General features: G+C 63.1%; 17 protein-coding genes. 9 read left to right on the forward strand and 8 right to left on the reverse strand.

Features of this window, described 5'->3' with window-relative positions:
* The first annotated feature begins 38 nt into the window (after positions 1-38).
* Entirely contained in the window at positions 39-1,514 is a 1,476-nt protein-coding gene (locus tag ACCD05_RS05535; RefSeq protein ID WP_413391540.1) for an NAD(P)H-hydrate dehydratase, read from the forward strand.
* Positions 1,515-1,546: 32 nt separating this feature from the next.
* On the opposite strand, the gene ACCD05_RS05540 is transcribed toward ACCD05_RS05535, so the two are convergent.
* From ACCD05_RS05540 to uvrA, 4 genes are read right to left on the reverse strand one after another with little or no spacing between them, the layout of a single operon-like run.
* On the reverse strand, positions 1,547-2,353 hold the full coding sequence (locus ACCD05_RS05540; protein WP_413391542.1) for a DUF72 domain-containing protein: 807 nt from the start codon (positions 2,351-2,353) through the stop codon (positions 1,547-1,549).
* The gene (locus ACCD05_RS05545; protein ID WP_413391544.1) at positions 2,350-2,613 is read right to left on the reverse strand and encodes a hypothetical protein; all 264 of its coding nucleotides are present in this window, start codon (positions 2,611-2,613) and stop codon (positions 2,350-2,352) included. The genes ACCD05_RS05540 and ACCD05_RS05545 overlap by 4 nt, the downstream gene beginning before the upstream one ends.
* Complete coding sequence (locus ACCD05_RS05550) at positions 2,613-2,927, reverse strand: DUF4258 domain-containing protein (protein WP_413391649.1); 315 nt, start codon at positions 2,925-2,927, stop codon at positions 2,613-2,615. The genes ACCD05_RS05545 and ACCD05_RS05550 overlap by 1 nt, the downstream gene beginning before the upstream one ends.
* Positions 2,928-2,932: 5 nt before the next feature.
* Complete coding sequence (uvrA, locus tag ACCD05_RS05555; RefSeq protein WP_413391546.1) at positions 2,933-5,854, reverse strand: excinuclease ABC subunit UvrA; 2,922 nt, start codon at positions 5,852-5,854, stop codon at positions 2,933-2,935.
* A gap of 274 nt (positions 5,855-6,128) precedes the next feature.
* Between uvrA and ACCD05_RS05560 the strand changes: the two genes are divergently transcribed.
* The gene (locus tag ACCD05_RS05560; protein ID WP_047512240.1) at positions 6,129-6,689 is read left to right on the forward strand and encodes a single-stranded DNA-binding protein; all 561 of its coding nucleotides are present in this window, start codon (positions 6,129-6,131) and stop codon (positions 6,687-6,689) included.
* A gap of 69 nt (positions 6,690-6,758) precedes the next feature.
* Here ACCD05_RS05560 and ACCD05_RS05565 read toward each other — a convergent pair whose 3' ends face one another.
* Complete coding sequence (locus ACCD05_RS05565; protein ID WP_018900549.1) at positions 6,759-7,403, reverse strand: MarC family protein; 645 nt, start codon at positions 7,401-7,403, stop codon at positions 6,759-6,761.
* Between the two features lie 225 nt (positions 7,404-7,628).
* Here ACCD05_RS05565 and gyrA point away from each other — a divergent pair, with 225 nt between their 5' ends.
* Positions 7,629-10,442 carry a DNA gyrase subunit A gene (gene gyrA / locus ACCD05_RS05570; protein WP_113199963.1) on the forward strand — a complete coding sequence of 938 codons (2,814 nt, stop codon included), beginning with the start codon at positions 7,629-7,631 and terminating at the stop codon, positions 10,440-10,442.
* Positions 10,443-10,742: 300 nt separating this feature from the next.
* On the forward strand, positions 10,743-11,054 hold the full coding sequence (locus tag ACCD05_RS05575) for a hypothetical protein (RefSeq protein WP_413391549.1): 312 nt from the start codon (positions 10,743-10,745) through the stop codon (positions 11,052-11,054).
* 122 nt (positions 11,055-11,176) lie between these two features.
* Here ACCD05_RS05575 and ACCD05_RS05580 read toward each other — a convergent pair whose 3' ends face one another.
* Entirely contained in the window at positions 11,177-17,890 is a 6,714-nt protein-coding gene (locus ACCD05_RS05580) for a hypothetical protein (protein ID WP_413391551.1), read from the reverse strand.
* Positions 17,891-18,352: 462 nt separating this feature from the next.
* Between ACCD05_RS05580 and ACCD05_RS05585 the strand changes: the two genes are divergently transcribed.
* A complete protein-coding gene (locus tag ACCD05_RS05585) occupies positions 18,353-18,721 on the forward strand; it encodes an Hpt domain-containing protein (protein ID WP_018900545.1) in 369 nt (122 codons plus the stop codon).
* A gap of 215 nt (positions 18,722-18,936) precedes the next feature.
* Positions 18,937-19,257: a 2Fe-2S iron-sulfur cluster-binding protein gene (locus ACCD05_RS05590; RefSeq protein WP_018900544.1), complete on the forward strand. Its 321-nt coding sequence runs from the start codon at positions 18,937-18,939 to the stop codon at positions 19,255-19,257.
* 315 nt (positions 19,258-19,572) lie between these two features.
* Here ACCD05_RS05590 and ACCD05_RS05595 read toward each other — a convergent pair whose 3' ends face one another.
* Positions 19,573-20,199 (reverse strand): DUF922 domain-containing Zn-dependent protease, encoded by a 627-nt coding sequence (locus ACCD05_RS05595; protein WP_112980468.1) that lies wholly within the window; start codon positions 20,197-20,199, stop codon positions 19,573-19,575.
* 93 nt (positions 20,200-20,292) lie between these two features.
* On the opposite strand from ACCD05_RS05595, the gene folP reads away from it, so the two are divergent.
* Genes folP through folK form a run of 3 tightly spaced genes read left to right on the forward strand, consistent with a single transcriptional unit; the run spans position 20,293 to position 22,041 of the window.
* A complete protein-coding gene (gene folP, locus ACCD05_RS05600) occupies positions 20,293-21,165 on the forward strand; it encodes a dihydropteroate synthase (RefSeq protein WP_413391554.1) in 873 nt (290 codons plus the stop codon).
* Positions 21,162-21,530 carry a dihydroneopterin aldolase gene (folB, locus tag ACCD05_RS05605; protein WP_018900541.1) on the forward strand — a complete coding sequence of 123 codons (369 nt, stop codon included), beginning with the start codon at positions 21,162-21,164 and terminating at the stop codon, positions 21,528-21,530. The genes folP and folB overlap by 4 nt, the downstream gene beginning before the upstream one ends.
* Before the next feature lies 1 nt (position 21,531).
* Complete coding sequence (gene folK / locus ACCD05_RS05610) at positions 21,532-22,041, forward strand: 2-amino-4-hydroxy-6-hydroxymethyldihydropteridine diphosphokinase (RefSeq protein ID WP_413391556.1); 510 nt, start codon at positions 21,532-21,534, stop codon at positions 22,039-22,041.
* A 56-nt stretch (positions 22,042-22,097) separates the two neighbouring features.
* On the opposite strand, the gene ACCD05_RS05615 is transcribed toward folK, so the two are convergent.
* Positions 22,098-22,646, reverse strand: coding sequence for a hypothetical protein (locus ACCD05_RS05615; protein WP_047512225.1), 549 nt, complete (start codon positions 22,644-22,646; stop codon positions 22,098-22,100).
* Positions 22,647-22,673 lie beyond the last annotated feature (27 nt).

The raw sequence follows: 22,673 nt of genomic DNA on the forward strand, positions 1-22,673 counted from the left end.
TCGGTTGTTTTTTAGGCGGATTCTGCTTCAATGGCTGAATGGACAATCAACTCGCAGACCTTCTCCTCACCCCCGCAGAAATGACCGCGGTCGATGCCGCCGCTGCGGCTTCGGGCATCGACAGTTTCGGCCTCATGCTGCAGGCGGGCGCCGGCGTGGCGGCGGCCTTCCTGCGGTACTATCCCTCTGCGCGGCGGGCCGTCGTGCTGTGCGGTCCCGGCAACAATGGCGGCGATGGGTATGTGGCGGCGCAGTGCCTGCAAGAGAGCGGTGTCGAGGTCGCGGTCTTTCATCTGGGTGATCCCGCTCGGCTGAAGGGCGACGCTGCCCTGGCGCTTGCTCGCTGGTCCGGCAAGGGGGCGCCGGTCGACGAATACCAGCCTGCCGAGGGCGAAGTGGTGATCGACGCGTTGTTCGGCGCCGGATTGACGCGGGCGATGCCGGAGGCGGTTAGTGCCGTGATCGCGCGTATCGAGGAGGCTCGGCTGCCGGTACTTGCCGTCGACCTGCCATCCGGCATCGACGGCCGGACGGGGATGGCGCTGGGCGCCGCATTTACTGCCGAGCGGACGATCACCTTCATGACGCGCAAGCCGGGCCATTTGTTGATGCCGGGTCGGGAGCTTTCGGGCGTGCTCGAGGTGCTCGATATCGGCATACCGGCGCGGATCGTGCGGGGGCAGGCATCCGGCAAGCTGGCGGAGAACCGGCCAGAACAATGGCAGCGGTGGCTGCCATCATCTGGGCATGAGACGCACAAGTATAAGCGCGGCCACCTCGTCGTCTTCTCGGGCGAGAAGGGCAAGACGGGAGCCGCGCGGATGTCGGCCATGTCTGGGTTGAAGGCGGGCGCCGGGCTGGTGACGATCGCTTCGCCTGCCGACGCCATGGAAGAGAACGCGACTCATCTGACGGCCGTGATGCTGCACGGCATCGATGGGGACGCTGAACTCCTCGATTGGCTGAAGGACGAGCGGCTGCGCAGCTTCGTGCTCGGACCGGGCTTCGGTGCTGGCGAAAAGGCACGTGGTTTCGTGGCAGCACTTGCGGGGCGGCATCTGGTTCTGGATGCCGATGGTATCACCTCGTTTCGCGACGATCCCGAGGCGCTGTTTACATTGTTCGCTGAGGGCGAGACGCGGCTGGTCCTAACGCCGCATGAGGGAGAGTTTTCGCGGCTGTTTCCCGATATCGCCGCGGATGCCAATCTCGGCAAGGCCGACAAGGCACTGGCTGCTGCGGCGCGGGCCAATGCGGCGATCGTTTACAAAGGGCCCGACACCGTGATCGCCTCACCTGATGGGCGGGCGTTGATCAACACCAACGCGCCGATCTGGCTCGCCACCGCCGGATCCGGCGATGTGCTGGCGGGGATCATCGGCGCGCTGATGGCGCAGGGGCTGCCGGCTTTCGAGGCGGCCGCCGCCGGCGTCTACATGCATGGCGAAGCGGGCAACCGGGCCGGCAAGGGGCTGACGGCGGAAGACCTCGCCAGCCACGTCTTGCCACTCTGATTGCTTGTCACGCTGATTCCTTGGTGCTCTGACTACTTGCCGACCTCTTCCTGCAGCGCGATGGCGCCGAAGGGAGCGTTGACCTTGCCTTCGTGGATCATGAAGGCGAAGACATCGCGCGGCTCGACCTTGACCTTGCTGTCGCCATCGATAAGCGGCAGATCATCGGGCAGCTTGCCCTCGGCCCAGGTCTCCAGGCGTTTGGCCCAGGCTTTCAGCTCCTTCGGCGGATAGCAGGTCCTGATTTCATCCGAGCCCTTCTGCAGGCGCGTATAAACGAAATCGGCGGTGACATCGGCCACCATCGGATAATCGAAATGTTCGGCGACGACGGGGGCGACGCCGTATTTCGCGAGCAGCGCCACGAATTCCGGCACCTTGAAGCTGTCGTGGCGGACCTCGACGACATGCTTCAGCGGCAGGCCATCCTGCTTGTCCGGCAAGAGCTTGAGGAAGCCCTCGAAATCCTCCGGCTCGAACTTCTTCGTCGGCGCGAACTGCCAGAGGATAGGGCCGAGATGCGGACCGAGCTCGACGATGCCCTGGCCGAGAAAGCGCTCGACGGATTCGCCTGCTTCCGAGAGAATCTTGCGGTTGGTGCTGAAGCGACTGGCCTTGAGCGAAAAGATGAAGCCTTCAGGAACATCGGCAGCCCACTTCGCGAAGGTCTCGGGCTTCTGCGAGCTGTAATAGGTGCCGTTGACCTCGATGACCTTCAGCTGCCTGCTGGCATAATTCAGCTCGTCCTTCTGCTTCAGCGTGGACGGGAAGAAGTGGTTGCGCCAGGGCTCGAAGGTCCAACCGCCGATGCCGACGCGAATGGTGCCGGATTTTGTCATGACTTCAATCCATCCTGTTCGTTTTCGCCAAAACCGCTCTTCGGATAGTCGGCTTCGCGCGGCACGAGCCGGTAAACGCGTCCATCCTTCTCGGCACCTTCGAAGTCATGCTCACGAAGAGCGCGCCGTACGCGATCCAGCTTGCGGATGCCCTCCGGGCTTACCGTCGGGGACCACTCGCCACCGTCGTCGTGAAGCTCCACAACGACCTCCGCGGCATACTCCCCCTCACGAATGAGCTGCGACGCCTGTCTCGTCATTACGGCTTCCTCCTGGTGAAATCGTCATTCCAGCGATCAGGATCGGGAATGTATGCTGTTATCAACACCGCTGGCTCGGACGCACCTGATGGGATGCCCCAAAGCAAATGTATGGGTCTTCCCCGCTCGTCCATCTGCAGGACCAGAACACAGGGACCCTTGTGATACTCAGGATACTCCTCCACGACGAGCGCCGACGAAATATCCATCACCAACGGCTCGATCAGCAGATCGTCGTTCAACAACTCCTGCAGTGCGTGTGCCGAGACCCTGAACTTGCCGTCAGCGATCAGCACACGCACCGTGGAGAGCATATCGCTCACTCCGCCGCCTGCACCTTCTTCACCGGCCGCCGCTCCAGCAGTTCCTTCAGGAACTGGCCGGTATAGGACCGCTTTTCCTTGACGATCGCCTCGGGCGTGCCAGACGCCACGATCTCGCCGCCGCCGTCGCCGCCCTCGGGGCCGAAGTCGAGGACCCAGTCGGCGGTCTTGATGACTTCGAGATTGTGCTCGATGACGACGACCGAGTTGCCCTGGTTGACCAGTTCGTGCAGCATTTCGAGCAGCTTTGCCACGTCGTGGAAGTGCAGACCGGTCGTTGGTTCGTCGAGAATATAGAGCGTGCGGCCGGTCGAGCGCTTCGAGAGTTCCTTGGCGAGCTTGACGCGCTGGGCTTCGCCGCCCGACAGCGTGTTCGCCTGCTGGCCGACCTTGATGTAGCCGAGGCCGACATCGAAGAGGGCCTGCAGCTTGTCGCGCACGGCGGGGACGGCGGCGAAGAACTCGACGCCTTCCTCGACCGTCATGTCGAGCACGTCGGCGATCGACTTCTGCTTGAAGGTGACGTCGAGCGTTTCGCGGTTGTAGCGCTTGCCGTGGCATACGTCGCAGGTGACGTAGACGTCGGGCAGGAAGTGCATCTCGATCTTGATGACGCCGTCGCCCTGACAGGCCTCGCAGCGGCCGCCCTTGACGTTGAAGGAGAAGCGGCCGGGCTGGTAGCCGCGCGCCTTGGCTTCCGGCAGGCCGGCAAACCAGTCGCGGATCGGGGTGAAGGCGCCGGTATAAGTGGCCGGGTTGGAGCGCGGCGTGCGGCCGATCGGCGACTGGTCGATGTCGATGACCTTGTCGATATGCTCGAAACCGTCGATGCGATCGTGATCCGCCGGGATTTCGCGCGCGCCCATGACACGGCGGGCGGCGGACTTGTAGAGCGTCTCGATCAGGAAGGTGGACTTGCCGCCGCCGGACACACCCGTAACCGCCGTGAAGACGCCGAGCGGGATCGATGCCGTGACGTTTTTCAGGTTGTTGCCGCGGGCGCCGACGACCTTGATTTCCTTGCCCTTCTTCACCTTGCGTCGTTCTTCCGGCACGGTCACGCCGAGCTCGCCCGACAGGTATTTACCAGTCAGTGACTTCGGGTTGGCCATGATGTCCTGCGGTGTGCCATGGGCGATCACCTGGCCGCCATGGATGCCCGCGGCGGGGCCGATATCGACCACGTCGTCGGCCTGCAGGATGGCGTCCTCGTCATGCTCGACGACGATCACGGTGTTGCCGATGTCACGCAGGTGCTTCAGCGTTTCCAGCAGGCGGGCGTTGTCGCGCTGGTGCAGGCCGATCGATGGCTCGTCGAGCACGTAGAGAACGCCGGTGAGGCCGGAGCCGATCTGCGAGGCCAGGCGGATACGCTGGCTTTCGCCACCCGAGAGCGTGCCGGAGTTGCGCGAGAGGCTCAGATATTCGAGGCCGACGTCGTTCAGAAAGCGCAGGCGGTCCCTGATCTCTTTCAGGATGCGGACGGCGATCTCGTTCTGCTTGGCGTTGAAGCTGTCCGGCAGCGTCTCGAACCAGTCGCGGGCGATGCGGATCGACATGTCGGTGACCTGGCCGATATGCAGCTTGTTGACTTTCACGGCCAACGCTTCCGGCTTCAGGCGGAAGCCGTTGCAGGACGGGCAGGGTGCTGCCGACATGTAGCGCTCGATCTCCTCGCGCGCCCAGGCGCTGTCGGTTTCCTTCCAGCGGCGCTCGAGGTTGGTGATGATGCCTTCGAAATTCTTGTGCGTCGTGTAGGAGCGGGCGCCGTCGACATAATGGAACTCGATCTTCTCCTCGGTGCCGTTGAGGATCACATCCTGCGCCTTGGCGGAGAGGTCGTTCCAGCGGGCGCCGAGCTTGAAGCCGAAATGCTTGCTGAGCGCTTCCAGCGTCTGGTTGTAATAGGGCGAGGACGACTTGGCCCATGGGGCGATGGCGCCGTCGCGCAGCGTGCGCTCGGGCTCCGGCACGATCAGGTTGGCGTCGATCTTCTGCTGCGCGCCAAGGCCGTCGCAGGTCGGGCAGGCGCCGGCCGGATTGTTGAAGGAGAAGAGGCGCGGCTCGATCTCCGAAATGGTGAAGCCGGAGACGGGGCAGGCGAACTTTTCCGAGAAGAGAACGCGCTCATGCGTCTCGTTGAGCGACTTGTTGGCGGAGCCGCCAGCGGCGGTTTCCTCGACGGGCAACGGCTTGTCGGCGAATTCGGCGATGGCGAGGCCGTCGGCGAGCTTCAGCGAGGTCTCGAGGCTGTCGGCCAAACGCGCCGAGACGTCAGCGCGCACGACCACGCGGTCGACGACGATATCGATGTCGTGCTTATATTTCTTGTCGAGCGCGGGGGCATCGGCGATCTCGTAGAACTGGCCGTCGATCTTGACGCGCTGGAAGCCCTTCTTCATGAGCTCCGCGAGTTCCTTCTTGTACTCGCCCTTGCGGCCGCGCACGAGCGGCGCCAGGATGAAGAGACGCGTGCCTTCCTCGAAGGCCAGGATGCGGTCGACCATCTGGCTGACGGTCTGGCTCTCGATCGGCAGGCCTGTCGCGGGCGAATAGGGAACGCCGACGCGCGCGAAGAGCAGGCGCATGTAGTCGTAGATCTCGGTGACGGTACCAACAGTCGAGCGCGGGTTGCGCGAGGTCGTCTTCTGCTCGATCGAGATCGCCGGCGAGAGGCCGTCGATCTGGTCGACATCGGGCTTCTGCATCATCTCAAGGAACTGGCGGGCATAGGCCGACAGGCTCTCGACATAGCGGCGCTGGCCCTCGGCATAGATGGTGTCGAAGGCGAGCGAGGATTTGCCCGATCCCGACAGCCCCGTCATGACGATCAGCTTGTTGCGCGGCAGATCGAGGTCGATGCCCTTCAGATTGTGCTCGCGCGCGCCACGGATTGAAATCGTCTTCAGTTCGCTCATCGTCTTCTGCTTCAATGTCTCGGGGGGATAAGAAGAGCCTTTATGTAGTGATGCCGGCTGGCGAGTCGAGGCTGAATATCCCTGTGGTTCACGCTTTTCGATTCCGTTGACAGGATGATAATGATAAAATAGAACAAATAAAGAACAAATTTCGTTGTGGATTAACGAAGCTCAACCGCACACCGGCGAAGGCCGATGGGGTAAGGTGTTGTCAATTTCGTTGCGCATGTTGCGGGCTTCGCAATATCGGCAACACGACAAGAAGGTGAAAAGTATGGCTGGCAGCGTGAACAAGGTAATTCTGATCGGAAACGTGGGTGCAGACCCCGAAATCCGTCGGACGCAGGACGGCCGGCCGATCGCCAACCTCCGCATCGCGACATCGGAGACCTGGCGCGACCGCAATTCGGGCGAGCGCCGTGAAAAGACCGAGTGGCACACCGTCGTCGTCTTCAACGAAGGCCTGTGCAAGGTCGTCGAGCAGTACGTCAAGAAGGGCGCCAAGCTCTATATCGAAGGCGCGCTGCAGACCCGCAAGTGGCAGGACCAGCAGGGCCAGGACCGTTATTCCACGGAAGTCGTGCTGCAAGGCTTCGGCTCGACGCTGACGATGCTTGATGGACGCGGCGAAGGCGGTGGCGATCGTTCTGGCGGCGGTTACGGCGGTGGTCGTGGCGGCAATGCCGGCGGCGGTGATTTCGGTGGCGGCGGCGGTTATGGCGACGATTACGGTTCACCCTCGCAGTCGTCCGGCCGTGGCGGCTCGGGCGGTGGTTCGTCTTCCGGCGGTGGCGGCAATTTCTCGCGCGATCTGGACGACGATATTCCGTTTTGATCGGACAAACGATCGCAAGGTTTCAGACGGCGCGCCTCGGGGCGCGCCGTTTGCGTTTTAAGTTAAAGCTCAGACGGGCGAGGGAACGAGGTTCATCGCCGACTTGATGCCATCTACGACGAACTGGGTCGCCAATGCGGCGAGGATGACGCCGAGCAGGCGGGTGAGGATGGCGCGGCCGGTGACGCCGAGGAAGCGGTCCAGCCGATCGGCGATCAAGAGCGCGAGGAAGAGCAAGAGCAGGCTTGCGGCGATCACGATGATCAACTGTGCCAGCTCGAAGGCCGTCTGCATCGAGCCTGCGATCAGGATGGTCGCGGAGATCGCGCCCGGGCCCGAGATCAGTGGGATGGCCAGCGGGAAGACGGCGATGTTCTGGATGTGGTCGACGGTGATCGCGGCGGTGCCGGTCTTCTCCTTGCGATCCTGGCGTTTCTCGAACACCATCTCGAAGGCGATCCAGAAGAGCAGCAGGCCGCCGGCGATGCGGAAGGCGCCGATCGAGATGCCGAGCACGCCAAGCACGCTCGATCCGAAGAGCGCGAAGACGGCGAGAATGATGAAAGCGATGATCGTGCCGCGCAGCGCCACCTGCTTGCGCTGGGCTCTGCTCATGCCAACCGTGAGGCCGAGGAAGATCGGCGCGAGACCGGGTGGGTCGATCGTCACGAGCAGGGTTGTGAAGGCGTTGATCAGTTGGTCGGCGCTTGCCATCATGTCTCCGTATGCCCATATCTGGGCTTGGTTTTCGCGCGATTGTGATGTGGGCAAACCGATTTTGCAAATGGCGCGGCGTGCGTGATGGCGATTGGGGCGCATAAGCCTCGTTTTGCCCTGATTAGACCGTAAAAGCCTGTTCAAAACTTCCGGCAAAATTGGCTTAGGAACAGCCTTTCCGCTATAAATCTTCAAGTGATTCTAGAAGAGATGTGATCCATTTTGACTGAGCAAACACCCCCCGGCGGCGGGAAGCTCCCGCCAGGCATCGAGCCCATCTCCATTATGGAGGAAATGCAGCGGTCGTATCTCGATTACGCGATGAGCGTCATCGTCAGCCGCGCGCTTCCTGACGTGCGCGACGGCCTCAAGCCCGTGCACCGGCGCATCCTCTACGGCATGTCCGAGCTCGGCATCGACTGGAACAAGAAATACGTCAAATGCGCCCGCGTAACCGGGGACGTGATGGGTAAATACCATCCGCACGGCAACACCGCGATCTACGACGCGCTGGCGCGTATGGCGCAGGACTGGTCTCTTCGCTTGCCGCTGATCGACGGCCAGGGCAATTTCGGCTCCGTCGATGGCGATCCGCCGGCGGCCGAACGTTACACCGAATGCCGTCTCGAGAAGGCCGCGCATTCGCTGCTCGACGATCTCGACAAGGAAACGGTCGATTTCCGCGACAACTACGATGGCACACTCTCCGAGCCCGTGGTCGTTCCGGCGAAATTCCCGAACCTGCTCGTCAACGGCGCCGGCGGTATCGCTGTCGGCATGGCGACCAACATTCCGCCGCACAATCTCGTCGAAGTCATCAATGGCTGTATCGCGCTGATCGACGATCCGGCGATCGAACTGCCCGAGATGATGCAGATCATTCCGGGTCCCGATTTCCCGACTGGCGCGAAGATCCTCGGCCGCTCCGGCATCCGCTCGGCTTACGAGACGGGCCGTGGCTCGGTGATCATGCGCGGCGTCGCGACGATCGAGCCGATGCGCGGCGATCGCGAGCAGATCATCATCACCGAGATCCCGTATCAGGTGAACAAGTCGACGATGATCGAGAAGATGGCCGAGCTGGTGCGCGACAAGCGCATCGAGGGCATCTCCGACCTGCGCGATGAATCCGACCGTCAGGGCTATCGCGTCGTCGTCGAACTGAAGCGCGACGCCAATGCCGACGTCATCCTGAACCAGCTCTACCGCTACACCCCGCTGCAGACCTCGTTTGGCTGTAACATGGTGGCGCTGAACGGCGGCAAGCCGGAACAGCTGCAGCTGCTCGACATGCTGCGCGCCTTCGTCTCGTTCCGCGAGGAAGTCGTTAGCCGGCGTACAAAGTTCCTGTTGCGCAAGGCTCGCGAGCGCGCGCACGTCTTGGTCGGTCTGGCGATCGCTGTCGCCAATATCGACGAAGTCATCCGCGTCATCCGCCAGGCGCCGGATCCGCAATCGGCCCGCGAAGAGCTGATGACCCGCCGCTGGCCGGCGCATGACGTCGAAAGCCTGATCCGCCTTATCGACGATCCGCGCCACCGCATCAACGACGACATGACCTACAACCTCTCGGAAGAGCAGGCACGGGCCATTCTCGAACTGCGTCTTGCCCGTCTGACGGCCCTTGGCCGCGACGAAATCGGCGACGAACTCAACAAGATCGGCGAGGAAATCAAGGACTACCTGGATATCCTGTCGTCGCGCGTGCGCATCCAGTCGATCGTGAAGGACGAGCTTGCTGCTGTCCGCGACGAGTTCGGCACGCCGCGCCGCACTGAGATCATGGATGGTGGCCTCGAGATGGACGATGAAGATCTCATCGCCCGCGAGGACATGGTCGTGACCGTCTCGCATCTCGGTTACATCAAGCGTGTGCCGCTGACGACCTACCGTGCGCAGCGTCGCGGCGGCAAGGGCCGCTCCGGCATGACCACGCGTGACGAAGATTTCGTTAGCCAGCTATTCGTGCTCAACACGCATACGCCGGTTCTGTTCTTCTCGTCGCGCGGCATCGTCTACAAGGAAAAGGTCTATCGTCTGCCGATCGGCACGCCGACTTCGCGCGGCAAGGCGATGATCAACATGCTGCCGCTCGCTCCAGGCGAGCGCATCACCACCATCCTTCCGCTGCCGGAGGACGAGGACAGCTGGGCTACGCTCGACGTGATGTTCTCGACAACGCGCGGCACCGTGCGCCGCAACAAGCTGAGCGACTTCGTCCAGGTCAACCGCAACGGCAAGATCGCGATGAAGCTCGAGGAAGAGGGCGACGAAATCCTCTCCGTCGAGACCTGCACCGAGCATGACGACGTGCTTCTGACGACGGCGCTCGGCCAGTGCATCCGCTTTGCGGTCGACGACGTCCGCGTCTTCGCGGGCCGCAACTCGATCGGCGTACGAGGGATCAACCTCGGCGATAACGACCGCATCATCTCGATGACGATCGTCGGCCATGTCGATGCCGAGCCGTGGGAACGCGCCGCCTATCTGAAGCGCGCCGCTAACGAGCGTCGCCTGACGACGGGCGAAGCGGAAGAAATCGCGCTGGTCGGTGAAGAAGTCACCGAAGAGGGACAGCTGAGCGACGAGCGCTATGAAGAGCTGAAGGCACGCGAACAGTACGTGCTGACGGTTTCCGAGAAGGGCTACGGCAAGCGGTCTTCCTCCTACGACTTCCGTATCTCGGGCCGTGGCGGCAAGGGCATCCGCGCCACCGATACGTCGAAGACGGGCGAGATCGGCGAACTCGTCGCTGCCTTCCCTGTCGATGACAACGACCAGATCATGCTGGTTTCGGATGGCGGTCAGCTGATCCGCGTGCCGGTTGGCGGCATCCGCATCGCCAGCCGCGCGACCAAGGGCGTGACCATCTTCTCGACCGCCAAGGACGAGAAGGTCGTGTCGGTCGAGCGCATCCGCGATCCGGAAGACGAGGTCGAGGAAGGTGCCGAGAACGGCGAGGAAACCGCCGTTGTGCCGGGCGAAGAGCCTGCCGCAGAGGCTGGCGACGAAACGCCGCCGGACGCCGAGGCGTAAGAATTCCGTGCACCGGGTTTCCGGTGGGTGGATGTGAATTGAAATAGAAGGGCCGGACCTTATGGGTTCGGCCCTTTTTGTTTGAGTTGCGGAGGCCTTTGCGCCGCTCTCACCGAGCTTTCCGCGCGGATGTCGATGTCTCTACGGACGGCGAAAGGGATGTTGTTTTTCTTGGTAAATCCCTGGGTTGCAGTCCTCATTGTTTTTGGTGAATATTCCTCAGTATGCAACTAAATGGCGATTCGTTGGCATGATGGAGGATCTGCCCGCCGATCGCTCGATGACCAGTAGGAGGACGTCATGCACCCGTATTTGCTGCAATCGCAAGAGACCGCGCGAGCCTCCGATCGCCTTGACGTGGTCGATATCGCGCAGAAGCGGATGCTCGTCATATCGGCTGCGAGAGCGATCCATCGCATGCATGTCGAGCTGGGCATCGGTCTCGCCCAGAACGAGCTGGGCCGCGGCCATATCGTCTACGATCTCGCGGAACTTGCAACGCTGATCGATGACGGCGTGTCGGATCATGTGGTGGCGTCCGGGCTGAAGGAAGCTGCGGAGGTGATGGCGAAGCTTTGCCATCTGCTGACGGAGGATGCCGCCGCGGAGTGAATTTCCGGCGCCGCTATTTGGCGCGGCGGTTGTCGCGGGCATTGAGCGTTCAGCCCAAGCCAACAGAACAGAAAGGCCGCATCGTTTCCGATGCGGCCTTTTTGTTTATCTCTCGTTGCGCCTTAATTCAGGCGGCCTGCCGCGTGGGCGAGCATGGTGTAGACCTTGCCGGTGTCTGACGTCAGGTAGGACTGGGTGATCGTCCGGTCGCGGTCGGTGCGGGCGACGTCGGCGAGCAGCTTTTCGAAGTCGGCGATGTAGCGGTTGACGGCGGTGCGGAATTCCGGCTCGCGGTCATACTTGTGCTTGATCTCGTCGAAGGTCTGCTGGCCCTTCAGGGTGTAGAGGCGGCGCGTGAAGACGTCGCGCTCGCCGCGCTGATAACGGCGCCACAGATCGACCGAGGCATCGTGATCGATGGCGCGGGCGATGTCTACGGAGAGCGAGTTCAGCGATTCCACCACATGGCGCGGATTGCGGTTGTCGCCGGCGCGCGGCGCCTGGGGTGCCGGTGCTTCTACGCGCGGTGCCGGCTGGCGGGCAACTGCTTCCTCGGCGCTCTCATCGCGCGATGCGCCGCGCAGCAGGTCGCTGATCCAGCCGCCGGATGCCGGCGATGCGGCAGGCGCCTGGGTTACGGCAGGAGCGCGCTGCGGCGTTGCCGGCGTTGTCGCTGCTGTGCCGAGCGAACCGCGCAGGCCGAAGCCTTCGATCGAGGAGGGCGGAATGGCAGCGGCGGCCGGGGTCGGCAGCGGCGCGGGTGCAGGCGCCGGTTGCGGCTGGATCGCGGGCTGCACTGGCGCCTGGCGCGGGGCAGGTTGTGGCTGCGGCTGCTGTGGCTGGGCCAGCGTGCGGGCGGCGGGCTCGGAGACTTCGAGCTGCTGCGTCGAGCGGCCGACGATGTGCGAGATGTCCTGCAGCGCCTTGATCTGCTCGGAGACGGCGCGGCGCATGGCGGCGGCGCTCTCCTTGGCTTCCTCGGGCAGGTCGAACGCGCCGCGCTTCAGCTCGCTGCGCGTCATGTCCAGTTCCTTGCGGATATCGCCGGCGGAGCGGCGGATTTCCTCGGTGGCGCCGGAGAAGCGGGCGACGGCTTCGTCGACGGCTTCGCGCAGCGATTCACGCATCTGCTGTGCTGCGCCATCCGACAGGCGACCAGCGTCGCCCATCATGCGTTCGACTTCCGACAGTGACGCCGTCAGGCCGCCGCGAACGCGGTTGGCGAGCTCGCCGGAGCGGCGCTCGGCATTGCCAAGCGTGGTGTCGAGCGTTGCGTTGACGTCTTCGCTGGCCTTGAAGACGCTGCTGCGCATCGCTTCGGCTGCTTCGGCGGCGCGCTTTTCGGCATCCGAAAGCGTGGTGCTGATATCGGCGAAGGACGACTGGACGCCCTGGCGCAGGTTGTGGCTGACCTGGTTCGAGCGCTGTTCGGCGCGATCGAAGGCCGAGTCGACCATGCTGCCGAGGGCACGCATCGTCTTTTCGATGTCTTCCGAGCGCTGGACGAGGCCGACCGACAGCGTCTGCAGGGCGGATTCGCGATCTTCCAGCGTCGAGACGAGGTTGGACTGGGCGGCGCCGAGCAGGCTGGAGGCCTGCGTCAGAACCTTGGAGTGCTCGTCGAAGCGGCCGATGATGCTGCCGACCTGCGAAAGCGTCTGGCCGGAGATGTCGGAGAGGCGATCGACCTTGCCTTCGAGAAGGCGGGTCGAGGCCGCGACCATTTCAGCCGCCTTGGAGGCCGAGTCAGTGAAGCGCGAGGTGGTGTCGCCGAGGCGGCCATCCACGGCGCTCAGCTCCTCGGCCGCGCGGCTCATCATCTGGCCCATGACCATGCTGTTGTCGGACAGGCGGTCGATCAAGCGGTTGACGTTGGAGAGCAGGCTGTTTTCGATCGCATCGACGGCCGAGGTGGCGCGCTCGGTGCGGGCGTTGATCGCGTCGATCAAAGCGGCGTTTTCGGTGCGCAGGCGCTCGGCGCTCTGGTCGCTCGCCGCCGTGAGCTGTGCAGCACTCTGCTCGCTGGCAGCGGTGATCTGTGCGGCACTCTGTTCGCCGGCAGACGTGATCTGCGCTGCGGCCTCGCGGCCGGTCTGCGCGTAGCGATCGATCATCGGGCGCGCGGTCTCGTCCAGAATGCGCGACAGCTCGGTCGTACGGCCTGCGAGCATGGAGTTCAGCTCGCGGGTGCGGTCGTCGAGAGCGGCGCGGATGGAGCTTCCGCGTGCTTCGAGCGCCTGCTCAACGGTGTTGAGCGTGCTGTCGAGTTCGCGCGAGCGCTCTTCAAGGCCGCTGCGGATCGCATTGCCGCGTGCTTCGAGCGCGCGGTCGACATCGGCCATGGTGGAGGCGATCTCTTCGCTGGCGCTTGCGATCGTCGTGCGGATATCCGTGCCGTGGCTGGCGAAGGTGTTCTGCGCGTCGTTCAGTGCCTTGGAGATGGCGCCGACCTGGCCGCTGACCAGCGTCTCGGCCTCGGCCACCTTGTTGATGATGGCGTTGCCCGCTTCGGAGAAGGTCTGGGCGACGGCTGCGGCCTGGCCGGCGAGGCGGTTCTGCGCCTCGGAGACGCGACCGACGATCTGCTCGGAGCGTTCACCCATCGAGCGGGCGAAATCGCTGCTCTTGGCGTCGAGGCCTTCGGCGAACTGCTGGCCGGTCTGGCTGAGGGAGGCTGCGGCGCGCGTGGCTTCCTCGTCCATGCCCTGCGTGGTGTCGGCGACAGCGCTGCGCAGCGAGGCGGCGAGGCCGGCAGCCTTGCCTTCGATCGTGCGGTTGACTGCATCGAGGCCGACGTTGAGCGCGCGGTCCATGGTGGAGAGGCGTTCGTCGATCTTGGCGGTGCCACGGTCCATGGCTTCGCCGATGCCTGCGGTGCGGGCGTCGATGCCATCAGTCAGGCTGGCGGCGCGGCTGTCGATCTCGGAGGCGAGGTGGCTGGTACGGCCATCGATCGTCTCGGAGAACTTGGCAATGCTGTCATCGACGGCAGACGCGATGCGGCCGGAGGTTTCGTCGCTGAGAGCGCCGAGCCTGGAGATGCCGTCCGTCAGCGTGCCGGTCAGGCGTTCGCCCGCCGCATCGACCTGCTGGGCAACACCGCCAACGCCGTCGCGGATGCGGTTTTCGAGCGCTGCGAGGCCGGCTTCGACGCGCGAGCCGGTGTCGGCGAAGCGGTCGGTCATGCCTTCGATCGACTGGTCGAGGTGCGAGGCGAAGCTCTCCGTCGAGCGGGAGATTTCGTCTGCCGCGGTCTGGAAGCGACCGGCGATGTTGCCGGTGCTGTCGCGCAGGCGGTCTTCGAGCGACTGGGCGCTGTTGTCGATCGCCTGGCGGATCGAGGCTTCGCGATCTTCCAGCGACATTTCGAGCATGCTGACGCTTGCGGCGATGGAGGCGCCGATCGTCGTCGCCTGGTCGGAGAGCGTTTCGCCGATCTGGTTATGCGCTTCGTTGAGCGTCAGGTTGATCGCCTGCGTGCGGTCGTCGAGCGTGGCGCGGATGCGGGCATGCGCCGAGACGAGGCCGTCTTCCAGCTTGGTCGTGGCATTGCCGGTCAGCGCCTCGAAGCGGTCGGCGGCGGAGGTCAGGCCACCTTCGATGCGATCAGTGCCATCGGTGATGGTGCTGGAGATGGAGGAGGCGTGTTCGGCGAGCGTGCGCTCCAGGCGCTGCTGGTTTTCGGTGTAGGCGCCGCGGATTTCCTGGGCCTTGTCGGTGAAGGCGCCGGCGACGCGGGCTTCGGCTCCGGCGACGCTATCGATCAGCGCATTGGTGCGGGCATCCAGAACCTCGTCGAAGCGGCTCTGGCTGTCGCCGAGCGAAATGGCGAGCGCCATGGACTTTTCGGCGAGCGTGTCGGCGAGGCGGTCGTGGACGTCGGCAACCGTGTCGTTGATCGACTTGGCGTTCTGCGAAAGCGTGCTTTCGATGCGGTCGTGGCCGCTGACCAGCGAGTTCGCGATGCTTTCGGCATGGTGGCCGAGCGTGTCCTCGAGGCGCGAATGGCCTTCGTTGAGCGCGATCGCGAGATCCATCGCCTTGTCGTCGAGGGCTTCGTTGATCCGGTCGTGGCCGCTGGCGAGAGAGGTCGCGATATTGCCGGCATGGCGGCCGAGCGTGTCCTCGAGGCGCGAGTGGCCTTCGTTGAGCGCGATCGCGAGGCCCATGGACTTGTCTTCGAGGGCTTCGCTGATGCGGTCGTGACCGCTGGAGAGCGAGGCAGCAATGCCGTCAGCGTGGTGCGCCAGCGTATCGGCGAGGCGGCCCTGACTGTCGTCGAGCGAAATGGCGAATGCCATGGCGCGGTCGTCGATCGCTTCTGTCAGCTTCTCCTGGCCGGCGGCGAGCGACTGCGAGATGGCTTCCGCGCGGGTGTCGAGCGCGGTCTCGATCAGGCTGCGGCCCTCGTTCATCGAGGCATTGAAGGCGGCGCTGCGTTCGGCAATGGCGTCGGCCAGCTTGCGTTCGCCTGCTGCCAGCGACTGCGAGATGGCGCCGGCATGCGAGCCGAGTGTGTCCTCGATGCGGCTGTGGCCTTCGTTCAGCGAAATGGCGAGCGCCATGGCGCGGTCGTCGAGTGTTTCGGCAAGACGGTCGTGGCCGGAAGCGATGGAGCCGGCAATGGCATCGACCTGCGTGCCAAGCGTCTCCTCGAAGCGGCTCTGGCTTTCGTTGAGCGAGATCGCGAGCGCCATGGCCTTGTCATCGAGCGTATCGGCGAGGCGGTCATGGCTGCCGGTGACGGCTTCGATGATCGCTTCCGAGCGGCTTGCAAGGGTGTTTTCGAAGCGCGACTGGCTGTCGGAAAGGGCACCGAGGAAGACGCCGCTGCGTGCCGACATGACGTCGTCGATGCGCTCATGGGCGGAATCCAGCGCCTGGGTGATATCTTCCGCGCGCTTGGAGATCGTCGTGTTCAGCTCATCGGCGCGGCCGAAGGCCGAGGTGATCTGGTCGGTACCGGCCGAAACCGCAGAGCTCAGATCCGACGTCGTCGACAGCAGCGTGTCGCGGAATTCGGTGGCGCGGGCCGACAGGTTGTTGTGGAGCTCCGAGGTGCCGGAGGCGAGCGCCAGCGATATTTCGGAGGTGGCGTGGCTGAGCGCCGAGGTCATTTCCGTGGTGCGCGCGCCAATGGCGCTGGCCACTTCGTCCACCTTGTCGGTGAGGGTGCTTTCCAGGATTTCGCGTCCGGTCGAAAGCGCGGTCGTCAGCGCGAAGGACTGGTCGGTCAGCGACGAGCCGATGCGCTCGATGCTGGAGCTCAGGATGCCGTTCAGCGAGTCCGAGCCGCCGGTCAGCGTGTCGTTGATGCGGTTCAGGCTCTCCATCAGCTTGGTGTCGAGCGTGCCGGCGCGCTTGTCGAAGGCGTTGGCGAATTCGGCGACACGTTCGTCGAAGGAGGTGGACAGCTGGGCGACCGTCGCCTGCAGGCGCTCGTCGAAGAAGCCGGAGCGCAGATCGAGGTCCATGATCGTGTCATCGACGCTGGACTGCAGGCTGTGGCGGAAGCTGGTGCCGCGCTCGTCGAGCGTGCTGTTCAGCTTGGCGAGCACGTCGTCGAGCGTGCTGGTGATTGTGCGTTCGCCGCCGGTCAGGCTTTCGTTGATATCGCGGGTGCGCGCGATCAGGATCTCGTTCAGCTGGCGGGCACGGTCGTTGAGCGCGGCGTTCAGCTTCTCGGCGTTGCTGTCCATGGTGGACGCACGCGTTTCGAACTGGCTGAGAATGGTGTTGCCGTGGTCGCTGAGGCTCGACGTCAGCGAATCCAGGCGGTTATCGAACTCGTTGGCGAGCGCGAAACCGGAAGAGGTCAGCGTCTGCAGCAGCGAATCGGTCTTGGCGGCGAGCAGGGTGCCGAGCGACTGGATGGCGGATTCCGACTTCTCGGTGATCGTGGCGGCGCGCGTATCGATCATCGAGGCGAAGGCTTCGCCCGAGGTCGCGAGGCGCACGGCGATTTCTTCGGTGGCCAGCGACAGATCTTCGCGCAGCTGATCGTGAACGCCGACGATCGAGGTGCGGATACGCTCGGCGTGATTGACGATCGCCTCACGCTCGGAGCCGAGTTCGTGAACGAGACCGCGCACGCGCAGTTCGTTATCGGCGTAGCTGCGCTCCAGCGCGTTGACTTCGGAGTGGACGAGGGTTTCGAGCTCGGAGGCGCGGGCGATGGTGCGCTCGATGCCTTCGTTCATGGCGGAGACTTCACGACGAACGGCCTGGCCGACCGTCATGATGCGTTCCGACGCGATGGTTTCCGGTTCGGAGAGGCGAAGTGCCACTTCCGCCATCGAGCGGGCAGCGTTTCGCATGTCCTGGGCGCGTGCCATCATGATGGCGAAGGCGTAGAACAGGAGAACGGGGATGATGATGCCGACGAGACCGGCGATCACGCCGGGCAGGGCGACGAGGTCGGAAATCGAGCGGATCTGCCAGATCTGCGGCGAATAGAGGAGCGACATCAGGCCGAGGCCGCCGACGATCCACAGAAGCGAAACGAGCGTGGCGTTGCGCAGCGCCGGACGGGCGGAACCGTTGTCGAGGGATTTCAAGAGCGAAGCGGGGCTGACCCGGCTGCCGTCGTTGGCGGCAAAGGCCGGCGCGCGCGATCCCTGCTCGGGGGAGCGAGGTGTAGCGGCGCGCTGCTGCTTGGCATCGTCTTTACGCTGATTGCGGACAGTTGGCTTTTCGGACACTTTTGCCTCCGAGGCGTCTTGCTTCCTGACTTGTGGAGACGGCGCTTCATCGTCCTCGAAGTCGATCTGCAGGGCTTCATCCAGCGCCTTGAACGCCTTGTCCTCGATCGATTCGTTGTACTTGTTGTTCGCCATTCCGTTACGCCTCGTTACATCTCAGCCGGTCTACACGCATCCGGGTTTCCGCGTCACCCGAACAAACCTTGCCTCTGAACCTGTCCGCCCAAAATTCGTAGAGCGGATAAGTATGTCATTTCAGAGTGGATAGCTGCTTTCGCACACTTACGGTATCAAAACATTACCATTATCCACTTGGCGAGCAAAGGCTTCCACAACCCAGCTCTCCCAGTCGTATCGTAGTGACACATCCGGGCCTGCTAGACAATTAACGCCTTCGGTCAAATGCCGAGTTATTAACGCTTGATTAACCCGAATTAACGCCAGCGCGGCCTTGAAATCCAATGTGTTAGAAGTGTTTGACGGGCGTTAACCATATGACGAGAAATTCGCCCTGATTGCGCCCGAATTTAACGCGATTGGCACTGCGCCCCCGCAACATCATTCAAACGGCGGGACCTAAGACGGGAGAATTGGCATATGGCAGCAGTCAGTATTGCGTTCGCGGCGCCAGATCATGGCAAGGGACAGGTGCCCTCGCAACAGCGGCCGGTCGACCTTGTTCATCTGGCCAACCAGACGATGGGCGACAAGGCGCTTGAATTGGAAGTCCTGCAGATGTTCGCGCGTCAGGCCCGCGCCTGCCTGCACGACATGTCTTCCGGCGACGGCAAGGCGATCGTAGCCGCCGCCCACAAGCTTAAGGGTGCGGCAAGCGCCGTCGGCGCCTTCCGCGTGCGCGACGCCGCCGAAGCGCTCGAGGGCAATTGCGGCGATGCCTCGAACATGGCCGCCGTCGGCGTCGCCGTCATCGAGGCGGAGAATTTCATCCTGAAGCTTTGCCGCTAGGCGGCAATGACGCCAGCAGGTGTTCGATCATGGGACCCGTTGCACCATTGCGGAGCAGCGGGTCTTTTTATTGCTCTTGGCGTGGCGCAATCTGACAAGCGTGTCGCTTCCAAATCTGGAATGAAGAGCGCAAGGGCGGTCGTTGTTGACTGCCTCGCGTAATTGTTGGAAGTAAAAATCCAAACCCATCCCATTGATGATCACCGGAAAACACCATGCCCAAACTGACCATTGTCGCTTTCGACGGTACGCGCTTCGATCTTGATGTCGATCAGGGATCGACCGTCATGGAAAACGCCGTGCGCAACTCCGTGCCGGGCATCGAAGCCGAATGTGGCGGCGCCTGCGCTTGCGCGACCTGTCATGTCTACGTCGACGAGGAGTGGACCGAGCGCGTCGGTCCGCCCGAAGCGATGGAAGAGGACATGCTCGATTTCGCCTTCGACGTCCGCCCGACCTCGCGTCTTTCCTGTCAGATCCGCATGAAGGCGGCGCTTGACGGGCTGACCGTGCACGTGCCGGAACGCCAGGCTTAATTCTCCGAAGCATAGTCCTCCCTAGGATGAACGGGCCAAAAAAAGCCTCGCTTGCCGATGTGACGAGCGAGGCGAGGTAGGCGCATTACCTACGGCCAAGGGAGGATCGACCGCGGCTTCGCAACGCGCCAGGAGAACCCAGAAAACGAAAGTCCCGGCTAACGGACCTGAACTTTCGAATGACTGAATATTAGCGCGTTGTGTTTCACAAATCTATGGTGAGAAATTACCATTCATTGGCTGGGGCCGTGCCGGTTTCGCACAATTTTCATTGCGCGGCTAAGGTTCAGCCATCGATTTTCGCCGGAGAATCAGCTATTTTTCGCCGCCCGACGGTTTCAGGCGGTTGTTGAGCAAGCGCAGCATGCGCTTCTGGAAGTTGACGGCCTCGACCTGATCGAATCGCGCCTGCAGCCTGTCGTGCTCGGCAATTCCCCGCGTCGATACCTCCGTCACCAGCTCCTGCATGGCTTCGCAATTGGGCTGCGAGGGGAGTGCCAGGATCTTTCGTTCCATGTTGCGCGCCTGGGTTCGGGCGATCTCGGCATGGCGTTCCTCATGCCGCTTGATGTCGCTCGACAGTGTGTCCCAGATCATCGACAGCTCGGGGCTGGCGCCACGGCGATTGTTCCAGCGCGGCAGGATGATCTGCGTATGCACGGTGACGCGCGCGGTGCTGACGCGGCAGCGGCCGTTTTCCTCGACATAGGTGGCATCGCCGCCGAAACGGATCTTGGTGGCGCCGGGGTGGCGGGCCGAGGAGCCGTTGGCCGTCGGGCCGCGGGTGCTCAGCTGCTCGTCCAGTTCGTCGGCGGTTTTGCCTTTGATGTTAAAATAGGAATAGCTCTTGGTGGCCACCACGGCGGCGCTTGCGGGATAGCCAGCGGACAGCGAGACGGAAATGGCGAGGAGGAGCGGCATATAACGCGACACAGACGGCATTCTGCAAATACTCATGTTGAAGTTTGCGGGAGCTTGGGGCATAGCCACGGCTAGCGCAATATGATGACGCTGTTTTTTCAATTGATAGGATGAATGCTGGTGGCAAAGCTTGGCAGCAGTTTCTGGCGCGTCGGGCATGACCGCGAGATAGAGCTTGGTTCTACATCGGTTATCATGGCGATCGTCAACGTCACGCCGGACTCCTTTTCAGACGGCGGTCGCTACGACAGCGTCGACAAGGCCGTGGCGCATGCGCTTGATGCGGTCGAGGCCGGTGCCGGCATTATCGATATCGGCGGCGAATCCACGCGGCCGGATGCCGAGAGTGTCGATGCGCGCGAGGAGCAGGCGCGGGTGCTGCCGGTCATCGAGGCGCTGCGCGGCAAGACCGAGGCGCTGATTTCCATCGATACCTATCGCGCCGACACCGCCCGCCTTGCCGTGGAGGCCGGTGCGCATATCGTCAACGATGTCTTCGGGCTGCAGAAGGAGCCTGACATCGCCGATATCGCGGCCAGGACCGGCGCGGGGCTCTGCGTGATGCACACGGGGCGCGACCGCGACAAGCTTGATGATGTCATCGCCGATCAATTTCTGTTCCTTGAGCGGTCTCTTGAGATCGCCGGGCGCGCCGGCGTGGCGCGGGATCGCATCGTTCTCGATCCCGGCTTCGGCTTTGCCAAGGATACGGATGAGAACCTCGAACTGATGGCACGTTGCGACGAGCTTCAGCGCCTGGGATTTCCGATCCTGGCCGGCACGTCGCGCAAGCGCTTCGTGGGCGCGGTCACGGGCCGCGAGGCGGCCGATCGCGATGCCGGCACGGCAGCCACCAGCGTACTTCTAAGGCTGAAGGGCGCCGCTATTTTTCGGGTACACGATGTCGCAATCAACAGGGACGCACTTGCCGTGACTGATGCTATGCTGAAGGCACGCGACGCATTCGAGCGGAAGGGCACGTTATGAGCACCACCTACACCATCACCCTGCAGAATTGCGCCTTCTTCGCCCGCCACGGCGTTCACGACGAAGAGGAATTTCTGGGGCAGCGTTTCTTTGTCGATGCCGAGCTCGATGTCGTGACCGGCACCGCGCTGGAGACGGATTCGATCGACGATACCGTCAACTACGGCATCGCCTTCACCGTCATCGAGGAGATTGTCACCGGTAAGCGACGTTATCTCATCGAGGCGCTGGCGCTGGATATCGCCAAGGGGCTCTGTCAGAAATTCCCGCAGATCAAGCGGGCGAAGATTACGGTCCGCAAGCCGAACGCGCCGGTTCCCGGCGTGCTTGATTTCGTCCAGGTGAGCGTCGAACATTTTGTCTGACATGGCTTTTGAGACCGCCACGCTTGGGCTTGGCGGCAATATCGGCGATCCCGTCCACTCCATGGCGCAGGCGCTCAAGGCGCTGGATGCACGGGCGGATTGCCGCGTTGTCGCGGTCTCCCGGCTTTACCGGACACCGCCCTGGGGCAAGACGGACCAGTCATTCTTCTTCAATTGCTGCGCCGAAGTGTCGACATCGCTTCAGCCGGAAGCGTTGCTCGATGTCTGTCTCGACATAGAGCGCGGCATGAAGCGGGAGCGTATCGAGCGCTGGGGGCCGCGCACGCTCGATATCGATGTGCTGACCTACAACGATATCAGCCAGGAGGCGCCGAGGCTCGAGCTCCCGCATCCCCGCATGACCGATCGCGGCTTCGTTCTGATGCCGCTCGCCGACTTCGCGCCTGATCTGATCGTCAAGGGTGTCGCGGTGCGCGACTGGCTCGCTCGCGCCGATATCCAGGGGATCGAGGTCGCCGATCAGAGCATGGATTGGTGGCGTGACGCCTGAAACGAAAGAAGCGGCCATGTGGCCGCTTCGTCGTATGCTTCATTTGTCTCTATTGATTATTCGACCGAGCCGACGGTCATTTCGTCGACCTGGCGCGACAGGGTCAGACCGATCACGGGGATCATCTGGCTTTCGACCTTGACCGAAACGGTGACGTTCATCGTCTTGTCGTCGCGGACGCGGGCGATCATCGCGCCGTTGAGCTTGGCGCGGTTGAGGCCGACCACGACGGTGTCTTCCGTGACAGTACCGGAGACGACGTCGAGGCCCTTACCGGCAGCGCCGTCGAGGAACTTGCCCTTGTAGCTGTTGCCAGACTGAGTGATCAGCGCGCTCATCGGCTGTTTGAACACGCCGACGCGGCAGCTGCCATCAAGCTTGACGCCGGTGCCGTCGGTGACGGGCTCGCCGATCAGGTTGCAGGTGAATTTGGTGCCCTTGTACTTGCCGGCGACGATTTCGCCCGGACCTCTCCAGGAGCCCGCGACGGATTCGAAGAATGCCTTGTCACGCGTGGCGGCGGTGGCTGCTGGAGCCGTTTCGGCAAAAGGCGACAGGGCGATTGCCGCGAGACCGAAGAGATAGAGAAACTTGCGCGAGTACATGGATTTTCCTTGGCGAACCATATCGCT

Origin of the sequence: Rhizobium sp. Rhizsp42, from assembly GCF_047304155.1 — a bacterium.
In the GTDB taxonomy this organism is placed as follows: domain Bacteria; phylum Pseudomonadota; class Alphaproteobacteria; order Rhizobiales; family Rhizobiaceae; genus Rhizobium.

Excerpts from the sequence above, each read along its gene's own strand:
- ACCD05_RS05545 (WP_413391544.1), bottom strand. The coding sequence starts at position 2,613 with ATGACGAGACAGGCGTCGCAGCTCATTCGTGAGGGGGAGTATGCCGCG.
- ACCD05_RS05550 (WP_413391649.1), bottom strand. The coding sequence starts at position 2,927 with ATGCTCTCCACGGTGCGTGTGCTGATCGCTGACGGCAAGTTCAGGGTC.
- ACCD05_RS05560 (WP_047512240.1), top strand. The coding sequence starts at position 6,129 with ATGGCTGGCAGCGTGAACAAGGTAATTCTGATCGGAAACGTGGGTGCA.
- ACCD05_RS05590 (WP_018900544.1), top strand. The coding sequence starts at position 18,937 with ATGCCCAAACTGACCATTGTCGCTTTCGACGGTACGCGCTTCGATCTT.
- folK (WP_413391556.1), top strand. The coding sequence starts at position 21,532 with ATGGCTTTTGAGACCGCCACGCTTGGGCTTGGCGGCAATATCGGCGAT.
- ACCD05_RS05535 (WP_413391540.1), top strand. The coding sequence starts at position 39 with ATGGACAATCAACTCGCAGACCTTCTCCTCACCCCCGCAGAAATGACC.
- uvrA (WP_413391546.1), bottom strand. The coding sequence starts at position 5,854 with ATGAGCGAACTGAAGACGATTTCAATCCGTGGCGCGCGCGAGCACAAT.
- folP (WP_413391554.1), top strand. The coding sequence starts at position 20,293 with ATGCTGGTGGCAAAGCTTGGCAGCAGTTTCTGGCGCGTCGGGCATGAC.
- ACCD05_RS05575 (WP_413391549.1), top strand. The coding sequence starts at position 10,743 with ATGCACCCGTATTTGCTGCAATCGCAAGAGACCGCGCGAGCCTCCGAT.
- ACCD05_RS05615 (WP_047512225.1), bottom strand. The coding sequence starts at position 22,646 with ATGTACTCGCGCAAGTTTCTCTATCTCTTCGGTCTCGCGGCAATCGCC.
- ACCD05_RS05540 (WP_413391542.1), bottom strand. The coding sequence starts at position 2,353 with ATGACAAAATCCGGCACCATTCGCGTCGGCATCGGCGGTTGGACCTTC.
- ACCD05_RS05585 (WP_018900545.1), top strand. The coding sequence starts at position 18,353 with ATGGCAGCAGTCAGTATTGCGTTCGCGGCGCCAGATCATGGCAAGGGA.
- folB (WP_018900541.1), top strand. The coding sequence starts at position 21,162 with ATGAGCACCACCTACACCATCACCCTGCAGAATTGCGCCTTCTTCGCC.
- ACCD05_RS05565 (WP_018900549.1), bottom strand. The coding sequence starts at position 7,403 with ATGGCAAGCGCCGACCAACTGATCAACGCCTTCACAACCCTGCTCGTG.
- ACCD05_RS05580 (WP_413391551.1), bottom strand. The coding sequence starts at position 17,890 with ATGGCGAACAACAAGTACAACGAATCGATCGAGGACAAGGCGTTCAAG.
- ACCD05_RS05595 (WP_112980468.1), bottom strand. The coding sequence starts at position 20,199 with ATGCCGTCTGTGTCGCGTTATATGCCGCTCCTCCTCGCCATTTCCGTC.